This is a genomic window from Veillonella sp. (assembly GCF_018364065.1).
GTDB lineage: Bacteria > Bacillota > Negativicutes > Veillonellales > Veillonellaceae > Veillonella_A.
On record NZ_JAGZMO010000001.1, the window covers coordinates 373,866 to 392,501 of the forward strand.

16 protein-coding genes are annotated in these 18,636 nt (G+C 44.0%); 1 reads left to right on the plus strand and 15 read right to left on the minus strand.

Going from position 1 to position 18,636, the window contains the following annotated elements:
• Positions 1–23: 23 nt before the first annotated feature.
• The 3 genes from KHZ77_RS01690 to KHZ77_RS01700 all read right to left on the minus strand — a co-directional run bounded on the left by KHZ77_RS01690 (position 24) and on the right by KHZ77_RS01700 (position 2,769).
• On the minus strand, positions 24–581 hold the full coding sequence (locus KHZ77_RS01690) for a hypothetical protein (RefSeq protein ID WP_295195021.1): 558 nt from the start codon (positions 579–581) through the stop codon (positions 24–26).
• A gap of 165 nt (positions 582–746) precedes the next feature.
• A complete protein-coding gene (locus KHZ77_RS01695) occupies positions 747–1,436 on the minus strand; it encodes a flavodoxin (protein WP_295195023.1) in 690 nt (229 codons plus the stop codon).
• Between the two features lies 1 nt (position 1,437).
• On the minus strand, positions 1,438–2,769 hold the full coding sequence (locus KHZ77_RS01700; protein ID WP_295195024.1) for an MFS transporter: 1,332 nt from the start codon (positions 2,767–2,769) through the stop codon (positions 1,438–1,440).
• Between the two features lie 320 nt (positions 2,770–3,089).
• Between KHZ77_RS01700 and KHZ77_RS01705 the strand changes: the two genes are divergently transcribed.
• Positions 3,090–4,031 (plus strand): LysR family transcriptional regulator, encoded by a 942-nt coding sequence (locus tag KHZ77_RS01705; protein WP_295195027.1) that lies wholly within the window; start codon positions 3,090–3,092, stop codon positions 4,029–4,031.
• A gap of 290 nt (positions 4,032–4,321) precedes the next feature.
• On the opposite strand, the gene hslU is transcribed toward KHZ77_RS01705, so the two are convergent.
• The 12 genes from hslU to glyS form a co-directional block, all read right to left on the minus strand.
• Positions 4,322–5,737: an ATP-dependent protease ATPase subunit HslU gene (hslU, locus tag KHZ77_RS01710; RefSeq protein WP_295195029.1), complete on the minus strand. Its 1,416-nt coding sequence runs from the start codon at positions 5,735–5,737 to the stop codon at positions 4,322–4,324.
• A gap of 3 nt (positions 5,738–5,740) precedes the next feature.
• Positions 5,741–6,280, minus strand: a complete 540-nt coding sequence (gene hslV, locus KHZ77_RS01715) for an ATP-dependent protease subunit HslV (protein WP_295195031.1) — start codon at positions 6,278–6,280, stop codon at positions 5,741–5,743.
• Positions 6,277–7,593, minus strand: coding sequence for a methylenetetrahydrofolate--tRNA-(uracil(54)-C(5))-methyltransferase (FADH(2)-oxidizing) TrmFO (gene trmFO / locus KHZ77_RS01720; RefSeq protein ID WP_295195033.1), 1,317 nt, complete (start codon positions 7,591–7,593; stop codon positions 6,277–6,279). Before trmFO ends, hslV begins: the two co-directional genes overlap by 4 nt.
• Positions 7,594–7,625: 32 nt before the next feature.
• The gene (gene topA / locus KHZ77_RS01725) at positions 7,626–10,073 is read right to left on the minus strand and encodes a type I DNA topoisomerase (protein ID WP_295195035.1); all 2,448 of its coding nucleotides are present in this window, start codon (positions 10,071–10,073) and stop codon (positions 7,626–7,628) included.
• Positions 10,063–11,289, minus strand: coding sequence for a DNA-processing protein DprA (gene dprA / locus KHZ77_RS01730; protein WP_295195037.1), 1,227 nt, complete (start codon positions 11,287–11,289; stop codon positions 10,063–10,065). Before dprA ends, topA begins: the two co-directional genes overlap by 11 nt.
• 164 nt (positions 11,290–11,453) lie before the next feature.
• Complete coding sequence (locus KHZ77_RS01735) at positions 11,454–12,992, minus strand: YifB family Mg chelatase-like AAA ATPase (protein WP_295195039.1); 1,539 nt, start codon at positions 12,990–12,992, stop codon at positions 11,454–11,456.
• A gap of 18 nt (positions 12,993–13,010) precedes the next feature.
• A complete protein-coding gene (locus KHZ77_RS01740; RefSeq protein ID WP_295195040.1) occupies positions 13,011–13,412 on the minus strand; it encodes a YraN family protein in 402 nt (133 codons plus the stop codon).
• Between the two features lie 182 nt (positions 13,413–13,594).
• A complete protein-coding gene (locus KHZ77_RS01745) occupies positions 13,595–13,732 on the minus strand; it encodes a hypothetical protein (protein ID WP_295195044.1) in 138 nt (45 codons plus the stop codon).
• Positions 13,733–13,900: 168 nt separating this feature from the next.
• Positions 13,901–14,689 carry a ribonuclease HII gene (locus KHZ77_RS01750; RefSeq protein WP_295195046.1) on the minus strand — a complete coding sequence of 263 codons (789 nt, stop codon included), beginning with the start codon at positions 14,687–14,689 and terminating at the stop codon, positions 13,901–13,903.
• A 2-nt stretch (positions 14,690–14,691) separates the two neighbouring features.
• Entirely contained in the window at positions 14,692–15,672 is a 981-nt protein-coding gene (gene ylqF / locus KHZ77_RS01755; RefSeq protein ID WP_295195047.1) for a ribosome biogenesis GTPase YlqF, read from the minus strand.
• 300 nt (positions 15,673–15,972) lie between these two features.
• On the minus strand, positions 15,973–16,314 hold the full coding sequence (gene rplS, locus KHZ77_RS01760) for a 50S ribosomal protein L19 (RefSeq protein WP_295195049.1): 342 nt from the start codon (positions 16,312–16,314) through the stop codon (positions 15,973–15,975).
• Positions 16,315–16,583: 269 nt separating this feature from the next.
• On the minus strand, positions 16,584–18,635 hold the full coding sequence (gene glyS / locus KHZ77_RS01765) for a glycine--tRNA ligase subunit beta (protein ID WP_295195051.1): 2,052 nt from the start codon (positions 18,633–18,635) through the stop codon (positions 16,584–16,586).
• Position 18,636: the final 1 nt, after the last annotated feature.

The following is an 18,636-nucleotide window of genomic DNA, read 5'->3' on the forward strand; positions in this document are numbered from 1 at the left end:
TTGTAGTTGTCAGCATATACATCTTATTTGATGAACCGATACCACAAGTATATAAGAATTGCTATACAGGTATATGCATCAAAGAGAGTGATAAACGGCGTTATGGCCGACAATCTGGTAATCATATGCACATGGAACCAGATGAGCAAAATCCCCACCACTGCCAAACGATGAAGCCAGCTGCGCATGGTCCCCGCTTTTAAAGAAACCATGGCGAGCAAGGCGATGAATACTACAATGCCACCGCCAATGCCGGTGTAAACAATACTTTCATGCATGGAAAATGACAAGCTGTAATGCAAGAGCGCAAGCAATAAGCTTACAGGCCCCAAATCCTTATGCAAAGCGAATGACGACTTAGGCGCCACTTTCCGGAGCACCATGTCCAATAAAGGCCATCGACTCATGAACAACACCGCCACAAGCCATGCTGTATAGGCTATTAAAGCCACACTGTCACTAAAGAGATTCATAGGCGAATCAACCAACTGTTGACTCAGTATTAAAATAAGTGGCGACGCCAGCACAGCGCTTAGTACCAGCGAAATACCTGCCGCTTTAATTTGTGTCCATCCTGTCATCGCTCACCCTCCAATCATTATGCGAACTGAATCACGTGACTATTTACTAAACGAGTTAATTATTTTAAACAACTCTTTCAATCGACTTTTTAAACGACTACTTTAAAGAACCGCTTTAAACGACTGCCTGAAACGACTGCCTGAAACAACTCTTTTTATCAACTTTTAAAATCCAAGCTGGTTCAACCAATTCGTTACGGCCGTTTTAGTTTCATCACTGCCGGCCTGACGTCCGCGAATGGCAATGCCGTCAAGCACACGGGCATTCGGATATTGCTTGATTAACTGTTCCTTCGTATTGCCCATACCGGAACCTTCATGGGTAGTAAACGGAATAACGGTTTTGCCGTTCAAATCAACGCCGTCAAGGAATGTGCGAACGACCATAGGATATTCGCCCCACCAGATTGGTCCGCCTACAAATACCACATCATACTGACTTACATCAGGCAATGGATTTTTAATCTTAGGCCGTACGTTGTTAGCCTGTTCTTCTTTGGCTACATCTGTAGTAGCTCTGTATTCATCAGGATAGTCTTTTTCAGGTACGATTTCATACATATCCGCCCCGGTTGCTTCCTGTATTAAATTAGCTACACGATGTGTATTCCCGATGGCCGGTGTATCGCCGCCATTAAGACCGCGAGTACGGGAGAAAAATACAACTAATACTTTTTTACCTTTCAAACTCGTATCACCGGGCTTTGTAGCTGTACTGCCATTGGAAGCGCTAACGGTTGCCGCCGGTTGTGCCGACGGATTGTCCAATTTTAAAGGAATAATATTATTCATTATAAGGACTACAACAACCAACAGAGCCGCAGCAACTATGCCGATAATCCGTTTAAACTTCATGTTAATCCCTCCCTAAAATAAAGAATTTGATAATAACAATGGAAATCAAAGTGTATGCTGCCATCATCAATAATCCTTCACTATACGATGCATGAACCCCCACAATGAGCGACAATCCGATAGGACCGCCCAACTGATGCATGGTATTGGTAATGCCGCTGGCTGCGCCGGCCAAATCTTTCGGCGTATCTGAAATCCCTGCCGTAGTAACCGTAGTAACAACCATGGCCTGTCCCATGCCCAATGGAATCATAGGTAATGCTATAGCAAGTATATACCCGTGACTGATATCTGTAAATGCCGTTGCCACCATCCCGATAAGAATAAATATGGATCCGGCCATCATAATAGAGCTTTGACTCCACCGTCTCGAAATGCGTGTAATTTGCAACGCCATTAAAAACTGGGAAATCGTCATTGGCAAGAACGCCAACCCTGCACCAAACGGTGTAATATCATAGGTGCGTTGCAGCATTTGAGGAATAAGGAACCAGTATGGCAACATAGTCATCATGAAAAGTAAACGCGTTACATAGGCACCGAAACGTACCTTGTGGGCAAATAAAGTGAGTGGCATTATTGGAAAAGAAATGGACTTATCACGTACATAGAATGCGATGAGCAGGACAAAGCCGGCAATGGCGAACCAAAGTCTGTCACTGTCAGCAGTCATGCTGTAGATCAAGGAGCTGATACCGATAACGGAAAGAAAACTGCCCAAATAATCAATCTTGCTTTTTACAGTTTCACCTTTGGAAATATAACGCCATGTTAAAAAGGCCAATAACAATGCAATCGGTACATTGATTAAAAAGCCGACGCGCCAGGAGAACAGACTTGTGAGCCCCCCGCCAATCAATAAACCGATACTGGCGCCCAGGCCGGCAGTCATACCGTAATAGGCAATAGCCCGGTTACGCATTTCGCCGCTGTATGCATCCATAATTATAGCTAAGCTGGTTGGGGCAATAATGGCACTGCCCATACCTTGCACTGCACGTGCTCCAATAAGCATGGCCGCGCTTTCAGAAAACCCGATAACCAAAGAGCTCGCTGCAAAAATAAAAAGACCCAGCTGAAATATCTGCTTGCGTCCTAATAAATCCGATAAGCGGCCGGCCAGTAATAAAAATCCGCCAAATGTAAGAGTATACGCATTGGATACCCAGGCTAAATGAGCCGGTTCCAAATTTAATGACTGTCCTATCTGTAACGAACTGGTAAATACGATGGAGTTATCCATCAAAATAATAAAATACGACAACAATGTAATAATCAGCGTCATACCGAACTTACTATTGTTTGTATTTGGAACTTTCACTACGTCTTCCACTGTATGCCATCCTTTCTATAGATGACTTATCATAAGCATACAACTTGAAGCTTACTCTAAGTCAACACATCCTCATAAAGTTTCTTTATATTCTATACATCAAATGCAATCATATTTAATGAAAATCAAGTTTGTTGCATTAAATTCATAACACAACGTCTAATAGCATAATATAGAATTTTTTAGAAATAGTACAATATGAGCTTTTTATTGTGGTATAATTAAAATGCATAGTGAAACTTTTTCTTGTTCACAAAAAATTATATAGCGATAACTAAACGATGGGCTTATTTATATATCTTCATTTTTAGGAGGAATCTATGATTGATTTGCGTTTATTGGAACAATTGATTGCCTTCAATGATTACGGCACCTTATCGAATGCGGCGGAAAAGCTGTTGATCTCTCAACCTGCACTGACACGCAGTATGCAGCGCCTGGAAGAAGAATTGGGTGTTCAACTTTTTATACGTACAAAAAATAAAATGACCTTAACAGAAACGGGATATTACACTGTTTCGCAGGCCAGACAATTACTAAAGCACAGTGAAGTGTTTAAAACTAATATTCATCATTTTGCCAGTCAGCAGACAGTCCTGTATGTAGGCGCCTCTGCACCGGGTCCTATTTATGAAGTAGAAGAACGGCTCAATTTCCTCATAGAGCAAGAGCGTCTTATTTGCAACTTGGACTCAGAAGAGCAACTGTTGAAAGATTTGATGGCCGGAACCTATCAACTGGTTATTACAAGAACGCCTTTAAACATAACGCATGACAATATGTATAAGGATACTATAATCAGTCAGCCTTTCTTTATTGAAGAATTATTTCTCTCCGTACCTGACACGCATCCGCTAAGTAAAAAAGAAGTTATCGAAGCGTCTGATCTTGACGGTCTCACCATGCTGCTCCGCTCCCGTAAACGCTTAGGGATTTGGTGTGAGTTTGTAGACAATCTTAAAAATACCCATTTCATTGAACAGGTGGATGATAAGGCCTTTGATGAACTAATCAATGCCTCCAATTTACCGAGCTTCGCCAGTACCATCAGTAATTTATACTTTATTAACATACCGCACCGTGTCATACTTCCAATCAACATGCCGAATGCGTCAATTCCGTTCTATGTGAACTCCTTGAAGAAACACCGCCATTTTCTGGACAAAATCATTAGCTTGGAAGATCCGGCCAAGCGCTTAAAAAACTTTGAACATCCTGAACAGGAACTGCGGCCGGACTCTTCCTTTAAGACGATTAAGTAAAGGCATGAAACGTATCTTCAACGCAAAGCAATAAAAGTATCCCTACCTTATACACGCAAAGGCAAGTCTTAAATTATATAAATAGAATAATTCTTAAAATACAAGTACACAAACAAAAGCAATCCTCAAAGATTGAATCGTCTAAACGATCAGTCTTAAGGATTGCTTTTTATTTGGAATTATTAAATTGTATGTAAGAAACTTCGTAATTACATTACCTTGTTAAGATTAAACATATCTCTTATAAAATAGTATTTAACCCACAGCGTTTAAAGTGTTTAGCTTGTGTCTTACAAAATGTAATTGGACAAGTCTACGTCTTTAACGATATTGCCTAAGCGTTCTTCAACCATTTCAGCGGTAATTTCCACGTCTACCGGTTCGCTTGGCGGTGCGTTAAAGGAAATATCCTGTAACAATTTTTCTAAAATTGTATGGAGACGACGAGCGCCGATATCTTCTGTTTCGTTGTTTACGCGATACGCCAATTCCGCCATCTTGTCGATAGCCGCTTCTTTGAAGTGAATGGTCACATTATCTGCTTTGAGAAGCATGTGATATTGCTTCAACAAGGCCTGTTGCGGCGTAGTCAAGATTTCCTTGAAGTCTTCCTGGGTCAAGCTGTTAAGTTCCACGCGAATTGGGAAACGGCCTTGCAATTCAGGAATCAAGTCGGACGGTTTGGACACATGGAACGCACCGGCGGCGATGAACAAAATATGTTCCGTTTTAATAGGACCGTATTTTGTATTTATCGTCGCACCTTCCACGATTGGTAAAATGTCGCGCTGCACCCCTTCACGAGAAACGTCAGGGCCGGAACGACCGTTGCTGCCGGCGATTTTATCGAACTCGTCGATAAACACGATGCCTTCCTGTTCAGCCAACTGAATCGCCTGATCATTTACTGCATCCATATCAAGAAGCTTTTGACCTTCTTCCTGAATAAAGATTTTACGCGCCTGACCTACTGTGGTATGGCGTTTTTTCTTTTTCTTCGGAAGAATAGATCCCAACATATCGGTAATGTCGGTTCCCATATTGTCAGGGCTGCCAGTTAAAGGCATAGCAAACGCTTTTGTCTGCTCTTCCACTTCGATTTCAATGTCGCGGCTGTCCATGAGACCGTTCTTTAAACGTTCGTAGAACTGAGCGCGTTTTTCGGACATTTCTTCAGCTTCTTTTTCCTTCTTCGCAGATTCTTCATCATCTTCTTTTTCTTCCGCCGGAGCACTGAAGAGCATTTCCAACGGATTCGTCATTTTGCGAGAAGTTTCGTTTTCCTTTTTAGGCCATAAAATCTGAAGCAATCTCTGATTGGCCAACTCTTCCGCTTTGGCCTCCTGGGATTCCATCATCTCTTCCTTTACCATGCGCACCGCATTTTCCACGAGGTCGCGGATCATTTGGTCCACATCGCGGCCTACATAACCGACTTCAGTAAACTTGGTAGCTTCCACTTTTACGAATGGTGCATGAACAAGCTTTGCCATACGGCGGGCCAATTCAGTTTTACCTACGCCTGTAGGACCGATAAGCAAAATATTTTTTGGAATATATTCTTCCCGCACATCATCAGGAAGCTGTTTTGCACGCCAACGGTTACGAAGAGCGATGGCGATCATCTTTTTCGCTTCCTTCTGACCTACTACATATTTATCTAACTCCGCCACAATCTGTCGTGGCGTAAAATTATTCATACTCATTAATTAAATTTCCTCCACAATGACATTATGATTGGTGTATACGCAAATGTCAGCCGCAATGTGCAACGCTTTTTCAGCGATTTCACGTGCAGTTAAGTCCGTATTGGCCGCTAAGGCACGAGCTGCAGCCAATGCATAGTTGCCACCGGAACCGATTGCGCAAATACCGTCATCCGGCTCGATAACTTCACCATTACCGGATACGAGCAAGATAGTCTGGCCGTCAGCTACGAGGAGAAGAGCTTCCAAGTTGCGGAGCATTTTGTCGCTGCGCCACTCTTTAGCCAATTCTACCGCACTGCGCACCAACTGGCCATTATACTGGTTCAATTTTGCCTCGAACTTGTCGAACAAAGTGAACGCATCGGCCACTGATCCGGCGAAACCGGAAATAACTTTACCATTATATAGACGGCGTACTTTTTGCGCCGTATTTTTCATTACTACGCTTTGTCCCATCGTCACCTGACCATCGCCGGCAATAGCGATTTTACCGTCTCGCTTTACGGCACATATGGTGGTGGCATGAAATTCAGTTTTCATAGAGAGTATTCCTCCTTAATTTTGTCCAGTTCTTCTAAAGCGCGCTGTGCAATAAGAGCGTTCTTCTCTTTTTTCTTGCGCACTTTTGCAGGCCATGGTTCCATGATGCCGAAGTTAATGTTCATCGGCTGGAAGTCACTGCCTTCATAAGCACTGATATATTGACTGAGTCCGCCTAAGGCAGTCGTTTTTGGGAAGTGAATCGGATCCTGATTCTGCACCTGACGGGCTACCTGCAAGGCGGCCATCAAGCCCGATGCGGCCGATTCCAAATATCCTTCCACACCTGTCATCTGACCGGCAAAGTATAGGCGCTCATCCGCTTTCAACTGGAAGCGGTCATTCAATAATGTGGGAGAGTTAATGTACGTATTGCGGTGCATAACGCCATAGCGTACAAACTCCGCATTTTCCAATCCCGGAATCATAGAGAATACCCGTTTCTGTTCGCCCCATTTTAAATGAGTCTGGAAACCTACCAGATTAAACATGGTGGCTTCTTTATTTTCTTTGCGAAGCTGAACCACCGCATAAGATTCGGTGCCAACTCGTTTGTCGATAAGTCCCACCGGTTTCAACGGACCGAAACGCAAGGTGTCGATGCCTCGGGAGGCCATGATTTCTACAGGCATACAGCCTTCAAAATACATTTCCTTTTCAAACTCTTTCGGCTTCACCACATCGGCTGTAGTAAGAGCATCCCAGAATGCCTTGTACTCTTCTTCAGTCATTGGGCAGTTCAAATAATCCGCATCACCCTTATCGTAGCGGGATGCAGCAAATACTTTGTCATAGTTCAATGATTCAGCCGTCACAATCGGTGCTGCCGCATCATAAAAGTAAAAGTCAGATGTACCGGTCAGCTCTTTCACCTTGTGAGCCAATGCTTCGGACATGAGCGGACCTGCCGCCACAATCACAATGCCTTCCGCAGGAATGTCGGTCACCTCTTCGTTGATTACTTCTACAAGGGGATGGTTTTTCAACGTTTCTGTAACCATATCACTGAATAAATGGCGGTCTACCGCCAAAGCTCCGCCGGCAGGAACTGCTGTCTTATCGGCACACTGCATAATCAGTGAGTCCAGACGGCGCATTTCCTCTTTCAGCAGGCCTACGGCATTTTCAATATTGCCGGCGCGCAATGAGTTACTGCACACGAGCTCTGCAAACTTATCTGTATGATGGGCCGGCGACTGCTTCACCGGGCGCATTTCATAAAGTTTTACCGGGATACCGCGCTTGGCTAACTGCCATGCCGCTTCCGAACCGGCTAAGCCGGCACCAATAATTGTAATTGGATTTATATTCAAAATCGTACTCCTTCATTAAAAACAAGCCGGTCCTATTCGTCAGTTTCAGTTGCCTCAGCCGCTTTCGTTGTTTTTTTAGACTTGGTCGCTTTTGTTGCTTTCGTAGTTTTTGCTACTTTAGCGACCTTTGTTGTCTTAGTCGTCTTAGTGGTTTTAGCAACTTCAGTGGCTGTTTCAGCTGTATCAGCAATGTTTTCAGCAACTGTTTCAACTGCGTCCGCATCGGCCTTTTTCTTGCGCGGTTTGCGCTTAGGCTGCGTAGGACAATTCTCATTGGAACAGAACTTCTTAGTTGTTCCGTTTTTATATGTTTTTTCTGTCATAATGCTGCCGCATGTACTACAGAATTCGTTAATTGGTTTATTCCAAAGTGTAAAATCACAGGCCGGATATTTATCACAGCCATAGAAAATGCGACCACGCTTGGACTTGCGTTCCACAATGGTGCCTTCGCCACACTTAGGGCAGGTAATACCGGTGCTCACCGTAATCGGTTTCGTATTCTTACATTCCGGGAAATTGGAACATGCAAGGAAACGACCGAAACGGCCGAATTTATACACCATCGGACTACCGCACAGATCGCAGATTTCATCGCTTTCCGTATCGGCGATTTTCACTTTATCTACTTCGTTCGCTTCTTCCAGTTCTTCGGAGAATACGTCATAGAATGTAGTGAGTACATCCTGGTACTTTTCTTTCCCTGTAGCAATTTGGTCTAAATCTTCTTCTAAATGGGCTGTGAAGTCCACATTGATGATTTTTTCAAAGTGAGCAATAAGGAAATCTACCACTACAAAGCCAAGCTCTGTAGGAATAAAATGCTTATCATTGCGTTCCACATAGTTGCGGGAAATGATAGTATCAATAATCGGTGCATATGTACTAGGACGACCGATGCCCTGTTCTTCCAATGTCTTAATCAGACTAGCTTCGGAATAACGGGCCGGTGGCTGTGTAAAATGCTGTTCCGGTTCGATGACGTCATTGGTAACAGTTTCGCCTTCCGCCATACTCGGAATAAGATGTACTTCGCCATCTTTCTTGCTATCTTCGTACACTTCCGTAAAGCCCTTAAAAATAACTTTACTGCCGGACGCACGCAATGTATAATCATCGCATTTTAGTATAGCCGTTACAATTTCGGATTGTTGCGGTGCCATTTGGCTCGCCATAAAGCGATTCCAAATCAATGTATACAGCTTTAATTCATCACGGCTCAAGAACTGTGCCACCATATTAGGCGGTAATTCAAGAGATGTTGGACGAATCGCTTCGTGCGCATCCTGGCTGCTTTCCTTAGTGCCATACACATTCGGTTTTTTTGGATAATATTCTTTGCCGTAGTGATGCTCAATATACGATTTAGCCGCGCTCTGCATTTCAGCCGCAATACGTGTGGAGTCTGTACGCATGTACGTAATCAAACCTACATGGCCATATCCGCCTATTTCAAGACCTTCATATAAATGCTGGGCGATCATCATCGTACGCTTCGCACCGAAGCCCAACTTACGCACACCTTCCTGTTGTAAGGTAGATGTAGTAAATGGAGCCGGAGCACGACGTGAACGTTTTCGCGTATCAACGCTGATAACTTCAGCCGGATTGCCTTCCAGCGCCTCTTTAATAGCTAATGCTTCCGCCTCATTGGCGATGGCAATTTTTTCCTCCCCTTTATGGGTCAGTTCCGCCGTAAAGCTTTCCTTACCTGCCGTCTGATATTGACCGGTAATAGACCAGTATTCTTCAGGAATAAAAGCCTGAATTTCCCGTTCCCGCTCACAAATAAGGCGAACGGCTACGGATTGTACGCGGCCCGCGCTGAGACCTTTACAAACTTTTTTCCAAAGCAAAGGACTTAATTTATAACCCACCAGGCGGTCCAACATACGGCGCGCCTGCTGTGCATCCACCATGTTCTGATCGATAGTACGCGGGCTGTTAATCGCCTCTGCAACGGCATGCTTTGTAATTTCGTTAAATGTAATACGGCATTTTGAACCGCCGTCCACATTTAAAATATATGCTAAATGCCACGAAATGGCTTCACCTTCGCGGTCCGGGTCAGTGGCCAGTAAAATAGCGCGCGATTTATCGGCTTCATCCTGCAATTCCTGAATCAGCTTCTTGCGCGTTGTCAGGTTTGAATACTTTGGAATAAAGCCGCTCTCTACGTCAATACCGAGCTGACTCTTCGGTAAGTCGCGCAGATGCCCCATGCTGGCTTTAACTATATAGTCCGGTCCTAAAAACTTTTCTATCGTTTTAGATTTCGCCGGTGATTCCACAATAACCAATGTTTTACCATCCGGATTATATGTGCGCGGCGTGGTGTTCAATGTTTCACCAACAGCCTGCATAACCGGCTTCTCCCCGGCTTTGCTGCTGACAGCTACTTTACCGGTTACATGGCGCTCTTCTTTTTTTACATTTGTTTTATCTTTTTCACCAATAACAATGGATCGTTTAATGGACAAACTGATTCCTCCCAAGATCTAAGATAATATACCCCTTAGTTGGAGTTCGCTCAATGCATCGCCTCAGTTCCAGGTTCAGTAGCCCCAGATGAAGCGCCCCCTCTGAAAGGTTCGTAAGCACCGCCAAGCGTTCCAGGGATGTTTCCCGTTCATTGCTCAGGGCCTCCAAAATCTTACGCTCCTCCACATTAAAGCTTATCATAGGTGTGCTATTATGGCTACTATCTTTTTTAACAGGCCCGAAATCATAGGCGCCGGAGGTGTTTGAGCCCTCAGGGGACTCATCAAATAAATTGCACATTACATGGCTCTTACCATGCCGCCCCCATCCATAGGCTTCAAGTATTTGCTCCGCTCTTGTGAGCAATGTGGCGCCCTGACTGACAAGCCAGTGATTGCCTTCAAAATCAGGAATGAGCACATTGCCCGGAATGGTATACACATCCCGTCCCTCATTTATAGCCAAATCTGCCGTTATTAAGGAGCCGCTGCGCGATTTTGCCTCTACCACGATTACCGCCTTGGCCAAACCGCTGATAATCCGATTGCGCATAGGAAAATGATAGGGCTTAGGTCCTACGCCGGGACCGTATTCGGACAACAATAAGCCTCCATCTTCCACGATTCGCCGAAATAAGAGCACATTGCTTTTCGGATAGGCCTGTTCCAGCCCGCATCCCATAACAGCAATAGTAGCACCGTTAGCGGCCAATACACCTTCATGGGAATACGAGTCAATCCCTTTAGCACCACCGCTTATGATAACTACACCGGCAGCCCCTAATTTAGAGGCCAGCACATTTGCCACATTGCGACCGTATACACTGCACTGCCGGGCACCTACCATGGCCACGGCCTCGCGCCGTTTTAAAAGATTCACATTGCCACGATAAAAAAGTACCATAGGAGGATTGAAGATTTCTCTCAGCCCCTCCGGATACAATTCATCATCATAGCCGATAACACCTATCTGCCAACGGTCCAACTGCCCTTTCAGCCGCTCCAAATCAAATGAGACAACACCATCTTTTAAAGCGCCCTGTACGCGATCCGATAATTGTAACTTCGACCAGTCTACACGATTTTTTGCAATTAAAGACCAGGCCTTTTTAGGGGATCCCAATACTTCTAATACATGCTTTAGCGTTACACTCCCCACTCCTGGCAAGCACCCGAAAGCCGCTAAATAGAGCGCATCACCTTTTATTTCACTCATACACTATCTCTACTCCTACATATCTTATTAGTTCATTAAATACATAACTTCAACTTTTCCCGACTATCCTATCTATTACTTATGCCTTCATCTACTGAATCTACAAACATTACCGGTTGTAGATTCTATCTATTCTATTTTATATTCACGCGCCTCAAACAAAATTAACTCGTACGATAGGTCAAAGCCTCTGCCAACTGAGCGCCATCTACTTTTTCCAAACCCTGTAAATCGCTGATTGTACGGGCCACTCGCAGGATTCTGTCATAGCTGCGAATGCTGATGTGTAAATTGCGAAACGCATGTTCCAGCAATTTTTCACCTTCCGTAGTAAGACCTGCCGATTTTATTAATTGACTATGGCTTAACTCACTATTGAGGCTCACATTTTCAAAATCATATTGTTTTATACGAAAAAGCTGACGCTCCCTCGCTTCCATCACGCGTTGCCGTATTACTTCGGAGCCCTCCCCTTTCGCCTTCGTAACCAACTCTTCATAAGACGGCCGTGCCACATGGATCGTCATGTCCAATCGGTCCAACAAAGGTCCTGACAACCGCTTCGTATAATTTTCTATCTGCCAGTCCGAGCAGGTACAATGATGACCTTCGCCACCTTCACGCCAGCCGCACGGACAGGGATTCATGGCCATGAGCAATATAAACTTACAAGGATAGGAAAAATTGCCTCGTGCCCGACTAATATGAATTACACCTTCCTCCAAAGGCTGACGCAGAACCTCTAATACATTTCGTTGAAATTCAGGCGCTTCATCTAAAAACAGCACACCGCCATGACTCAGCGTAAGTTCGCCCGGCTTTGGAATGGCACCACCACCGGTCATGCCCGCCAAAGTTATGGTATGATGGGGACTTCTAAAAGGGCGCTCGGTCATAAGCCCTCGGCCGTTCAACATGCCGGCCACACTATAAATACGGCTAATTTCGAGTTGCTCCTGTTCCGATAAAGTTGGCAAGATAGAGGGCATACACCGTGCCAACATGGTTTTTCCGGCTCCCGGTGAGCCGCTTAGGAGCACATGATGACCGCCGGCCGCCGCTATTTCCAATGCTTTCTTTGCCATCTGTTGCCCTTGAACAGTGGCAAAATCCTCCGATGCTTGCGTTTTACCCTCAACTTCAATATTCTTTTGTTCCGCTGTGACAAGTGCCTCAGGTTGAGACAACATATGCGTCAGTTCCTGAAGATAAGAGCTGACAATAACAGCTCCCTTGAAGCCGCAGCACATTTCTTCGCCACATTCCGTAGCGGTAACAATCGCGTCCATATTTGACTCACGGGCCTTTAAAGCCATAGCTAAGGCTCCACGTACCGGATGGATTCGGCCTTCTAAAGATAATTCGCCAATAAATACGGTACGTAATAAGTCCTTCTGCACTAAGGAACCTTTTATAACAAGCTGTCTTGATGCGGCCAATATGCCCATGGCAATGGCCAAATCAAGTCCGGAGCCGTCCTTTTTCACATCTGCAGGCGCTAAGTTTACTACAATACGTTGCAAAGGAAATTCAAAGCCTGCATTGCGAATGGCGGCACGCACCCGCTCCTTCGCTTCACGAACCGCCGCGGTAGGAAGTCCTACAATCTCAAAACACGGCAATCCTCTGGCAATATCCACCTCTACCTCAACGGGAATCCCTTCAAGCCCCACAATAACCATTCCACACGTTTTTGCGTACATAATCGACCTCTTTGCGAATCACATAAAACATCCTTCTAAATGCCGCACGCGACTGATTTGCTTCTCCACATACACTTCGATTACATCAAAGCGAATGTCATACGTATAAGCACCCGCGATTTGTTGTAAATACCAATTCAAACTACCTTTAATATGTTGTTGCTTCTGCCTCGAAACAGCTTCGCAAGGCAATCCATAAGACTTGGTCCGGCGCGTCTTCACTTCCACAACAGCCAAAACATTATCCTTTTTCGCCACAATATCTATTTCACCGAACTTAGTGCGTAGATTAGTTTTCAAGATTGTATAATTATTAAATTCCAAGAAATCTCGTCCTATTTTTTCACCATATCGCCCTAATTCAAGATGTGACATTCCCTCCACATCGTACGGTTTGTTATATTTAATATATGTCTTCATGCTTCCACCCCTCAGTTAAGGTAAAGGATAGCAATATTACATAAAAATGTAAACTCCGGTCATATGAGCTTCGAGAGGAAGTATAACTTAAAGTCATTGTCACATCTTGACATTTCTATCTCTTTATGCTTGATTATCTCTTAATTCGGTTTCGTATTATTATTCACGAAAATTAAATTTTATTAATTTTGGCCATATGTCTTTGCCCCTATAGCCCTATTGTTCTCCATGCCCCATTTTTCTTCTTTTCTTCCTTTCTTCCTTTCTTTCTTTTCTTTCTTTTCTTTCTTTCTTTTCTCTCTTTCCCCTTTTAGCCCCATATCCCTTTTACCTCCATATCTCTATTTACCTCCATAGTCCCGTCATAAATTAATTACTATTTAGAAACGATTACTTTTTAGAGATGCAAAAAGCATGACTCGTACAAAATCGTACGGTCATGCTCTTAAAATTTTATATTTTTTGTTTTATATTTTATGTATAACGCCCTACTTAAATCCTACCATTGTTTTTATCGGTTCAAAGCTCTTGCGATGTAATGGTGTTACACCCTGGTTTTCCAAGGCTTCACGATGTAATGGCGTAAAATACCCCTTGTGAACGGCAAAGCCATAACCCGGGTATTCGTCTTCTAAGGACTCCATGTAGCGGTCACGAGTTACTTTCGCAATGATTGACGCCGCTGCAATGGATGCACTCTTGGAATCGCCCTTAATGAGGGATTCTACAGGTACCGTCAAATCCGGCAACGGCATGGCATCCACCAATACTGCTTCCGCCTGTACTTTTAATGTGCTGATAGCTTCGTACATAGCCTGACGAGTGGCCTGGTAAATGTTTAATTTGTCGATTATCTCAGGTCCGTAAGAAATACAGCTTACAGCTACTGCCTCCGCCATGATTTGATCATACAGGCTGTCACGCTTTTGAGGCGACAACTTCTTAGAATCATTTAAGCCGCTTAGGAACAAATTGGGCGGTAATATAACGGCTGCCACAGTAACAGGACCTGCAATCGGTCCACGCCCCACTTCGTCGACGCCGGCCACATGATACAAGCCTTCTTCGTAAAAACTATTTTCATACGTATACAGATTGTCGATGCGCTGTTTTTCCAACAGCACCTTTTTCTGCCGCATTACATAGGCTTGGGCCAATTTACGTACGGAAGAACGAGAATCTTCCTGAGCCCACAGCAAATAATCGAACTCTACGGAGCCGTCAAGCAATTCTTTAATTTGACCTACTTTTAACTTGCGAAATTCCTCTTGTGTCATGACTACTCCTCAGTACTTGTATGTGCCTGTGCTTCTGTATTCTCCGGAGCATTCTCCTGAGCGCTGTCCCGTTCTTCATCGGATGCGTCTTCGCTTTGCAGCGCTTCTTCCTGCACGGAATCCAATGTTAAGAAACCTAATTTAGAGCTGCGATAATCTGTTAAAATGATGCGACGAGCCTTTTCCAAATCAACTACACCGCCGCTTACTAAACATCCTCGACGACGGCCGATAGTTTCCAATAAAGATTCTGTGTCAGCCAATTCTTCATCAGTCAATTTATAACGGGTCTGTAAAATCTGAGGATCCGCCTCTTTAATTTGACGAAGTAACTGCTTCATAACGGACTCTAAATCATACACATCGTCAGAAATGGCGCCTGTCATAGCCAAACGGGCCGCTGCACGCTGGTCTTCCAACTTAGGCCAGAGTACACCCGGCGTATCAAGAAGCTCAAGGTTCTTGCCGATTTTAACCCATTGCTGACCGCGTGTATGACCCGGTTTATCTGCCGTACGAGTTGCTGCGGCACCGGCTAATTTATTGATCAAGGTGGACTTCCCTACGTTAGGAATCCCTAAAATGATGGTGCGTACAGAACGGCTGCGAATGCCCTTCTTTAACCATTTGTCGATGATTGGACGAGCCAATTCTTCCACCACTTTTACAAGCTGTTTATTCCCCTTGCCTGTTTTCGAGTCAATGGCCAATACTTTCACGCCTTGAGCGGTGAAATACTCGATCCACTCCTTGGTGACTTTCTTATCTGCCAAGTCGGCCTTGTTGAGCACGATAACATGCGGTTTCTGACCTACCAGCTCACTGATAACAGGATTGGCACTGCTTCGAGGAATACGCGCATCTAACAGTTCGATGACCACGTCTACCTTTTTTATATATTCCTTAATCATTTTAGTGGCTTTCGCCATGTGCCCCGGGAACCAGTGCACTACAGGGAAAATATCTTGTTTCATATCTGCCATGTGTACGCCTCCTTACTTATATATTCATCAGTTTTAATTGCCTTGTTAGTATACAAATCTATTATACAATACTTTCTGCCATTCATTGAAAGCTATATATAATAGTCGTATATTTTTCAAGTAAATCCGTAAAATCTCATCGTTTTAAAGTCATATGAACGAAAAAACCTATGCGGATTTTATATACTACTCACACCATTGGAGTGAGTCAATCGGTAAAAATTTAATACAGTTAATTTGTATGGTAACTTTTTGAGAAAAAAATAAAGGACTGCCATAGGCAGCCCTCTATTTGAAAGATTAGCGTTTTTCGCGAATACGCGCAGCTTTACCAGTGAGATTACGTAAGTAGTACAATTTTGCACGACGAACAACACCACGACGCATAACTTCAATTTTAGCTAAACGTGGGCTGTGTACTGGGAAAGTACGTTCAACGCCAACACCGGAAGCGATACGACGAACAGTGAAAGTTTCACGAACGCTACCGCCTTGACGGTTGATTACCAAACCTTCGAAGATCTGGATACGTTCACGGGAACCTTCCACAACCTTTACGTGTACACGAACTGTGTCTCCGGCGCGGAATGCAGGAATGTCTGCACGAAGTTGTTCTTGCTCAATTACGTTAATAATGTTCACTTTATTTTCCTCCTTATTGTAGACATTCTTACCCATACTTCATAGGCAGCGGACTATCTCAAATTAACAGAACAATCATACCATAAAGAACAAACTCTTGACAAGGACTTTTTTTGAACTTGTCAAGAGTTTTTGATTTATCTTCAGTTTTTAACCATTTTAAGCAAATAATTTTTACTTTTTACCATCTTATAACAATTACTTTAAATTTTCAATCCTTATAAGAAAGTTTAAAAATTATAACTGCCAAATTTACTACTCACAGTTAATTATTTCAAAGCACTTACATCGCCGATAGCGTACATTACTTCATAAGCCAAGCGAACTAACTGTAAACGGTTTGCTTTCACTGCTTCGTTGTCTACCATAATCATAACGGCGTCGAAGAATGCGCTGATAGCCGGTACCAATGTTTCAGGCAATGCTACAACAGCTGCATAATCGCCTGCTTCATAAGCGGCTTGAGATGCTTCATAGGCTTTAACAGCCACATCATATAATGCCTGTTCTTCCTTAGCTTCGAAAAGCGCTGTATCTACAGCTGTATAAGACAAGTCTTTTACCAAGTTGTACATACGTGTGAAGGCCTGAACCAATTCTACGTTTTCATCAACACGATGGTTCATGATAGCCGTTACCAAACCGTCTGCCGCTGCAACTGTAGTCGTTTCTTTGGAAAGAACCAAATCGATAACAGCATGAGGAATTTGACGATCAAGGTAAATATTTTTAAGGCGAAGTACGAAGAAATGAGCCAATTGTTCCACGATTTCATCGTGTTTGCTTTCTTCAACGCCCAACAAGCTCAAATCTGCACGCCAAATGGTTTCCAAGGACACATTGAAGCCGCTCTGGCTTAAAATGTTAAGCACACCGATAGTTTGACGGCGCAATGCATATGGATCCTGGGAGCCTGTAGGAATCAATCCGCGGCTGAATGTAGCCACGATATTGTCTACTTTATCGATAATACTCAAGATTTTGCCGGCCGGAGTTTGTGGTAAAATGTCGCCTGCAAAGCGTGGTAAATATTGTTCGAAAATAGCTTCCGCCACTTCAGTGGATTCACCGTCCAATAAGGCATATTCTTTACCGATAATCCCTTGAAGTTCAGTGAACTCAGTTACCATACCGGTCGTTAAGTCAGTCTTAGCCAACACGGTAGCGCGTTCCAGTTCAGCCATTTCATCTTCTTCAAGACCGCACATGTCGCCGAGCATCGTGCCCAATTCCAAGAGGCGGTTTGTTTTGTCAGCCAAGTTGCCCAAGCCTTCCTGGAATACGATCTTAGTTAAACGGTCAGTTCTGTCAGCCAATGCCAATTTGCGGTCTTCGTTGAAGAAGAACTTCGCATCGTCAAGACGAGCGCGCAATACGCGTTCGTTACCGGCAGCGACTACGTCAAGGCTCTGAGCGTCACCGTTGCGTACAGTAAGGAACATTGGCAATAATTTGCCGTCCTTATCTGTAAGCGGGAAATAACGCTGATGGTCTTTCATCGGCGTAATAACAGCCGCATCAGGCAAGTTCAAGTACGATGTATCAAATGTACCACAGAGCGCTGTCGGATATTCAACCAAGTACAATACTTCGTCCAATAAATCTTCATCCCACATAATAGTGGCGTTCTTTTCAGCAGCAATAGCTTCCAATTGTTCCACAATCATTTTACGGCGTTTTTCAGGTTCAACGATAACGAAGTTATCTTCCAAAGCCTGCACATAATCAGCCGGATGCTGTACTAAAATGCCGCGATTTCCCAAGAAACGATGACCGCGACTGAATGTGGAGGAACGAACACCGGCAAATTCTACAGGAATCAAAGCTGTATCTAAAAGTGCTAAAATCCAGCGTACAGGACGGATGAATTTATCATCCAAGTTGCCCCAGTGCATAGATTTAGGGAAGCTCAAGTCGTGAATTAATTCAGGCAATACGGTGGTGAAAATATCCATCGCATCTACACCTTCAGTAGTGGTGTCAGCGTAAATGTAGCCGTCTTCCACAACTAAGTCTTTCACATCAATCCCTTTGCCGCGAGCAAAGCCCTGCGCTGCTTTTGTAGGGTTGCCGTCAGCGTCAAATGCGATAGACGAGGAAGGACCTTTATGACGTTCACTCAATGTATCAGATTTGTCATTTACACCGTCGATCATCAAAGTAACACGGCGAGGTGTACCCATTGTGCGGATTGTTTTATATCCCAAATGATGTTCTTTTAATTTAGCTTCTGTTAAGGAGTTAAGTTGCGATAAAATGCCGGGCATGGCACCTGCCGGAATTTCTTCAGCGCCGATTTCAAACAATAGATCTTTGGCCATC

Bases quoted from the DNA above. Each gene is read 5' to 3' on its own strand.
- KHZ77_RS01690 (WP_295195021.1), bottom strand. From the start codon at position 581: ATGACAGGATGGACACAAATTAAAGCGGCAGGTATTTCGCTGGTACTA.
- KHZ77_RS01695 (WP_295195023.1), bottom strand. From the start codon at position 1,436: ATGAAGTTTAAACGGATTATCGGCATAGTTGCTGCGGCTCTGTTGGTT.
- KHZ77_RS01705 (WP_295195027.1), top strand. From the start codon at position 3,090: ATGATTGATTTGCGTTTATTGGAACAATTGATTGCCTTCAATGATTAC.
- hslU (WP_295195029.1), bottom strand. From the start codon at position 5,737: ATGAGTATGAATAATTTTACGCCACGACAGATTGTGGCGGAGTTAGAT.
- hslV (WP_295195031.1), bottom strand. From the start codon at position 6,280: ATGAAAACTGAATTTCATGCCACCACCATATGTGCCGTAAAGCGAGAC.
- dprA (WP_295195037.1), bottom strand. From the start codon at position 11,289: ATGAGTGAAATAAAAGGTGATGCGCTCTATTTAGCGGCTTTCGGGTGC.
- KHZ77_RS01735 (WP_295195039.1), bottom strand. From the start codon at position 12,992: ATGTACGCAAAAACGTGTGGAATGGTTATTGTGGGGCTTGAAGGGATT.
- KHZ77_RS01740 (WP_295195040.1), bottom strand. From the start codon at position 13,412: ATGAAGACATATATTAAATATAACAAACCGTACGATGTGGAGGGAATG.
- KHZ77_RS01745 (WP_295195044.1), bottom strand. From the start codon at position 13,732: ATGGGGCTAAAAGGGGAAAGAGAGAAAAGAAAGAAAGAAAAGAAAGAA.
- KHZ77_RS01750 (WP_295195046.1), bottom strand. From the start codon at position 14,689: ATGACACAAGAGGAATTTCGCAAGTTAAAAGTAGGTCAAATTAAAGAA.
- ylqF (WP_295195047.1), bottom strand. From the start codon at position 15,672: ATGGCAGATATGAAACAAGATATTTTCCCTGTAGTGCACTGGTTCCCG.
- glyS (WP_295195051.1), bottom strand. From the start codon at position 18,635: ATGGCCAAAGATCTATTGTTTGAAATCGGCGCTGAAGAAATTCCGGCA.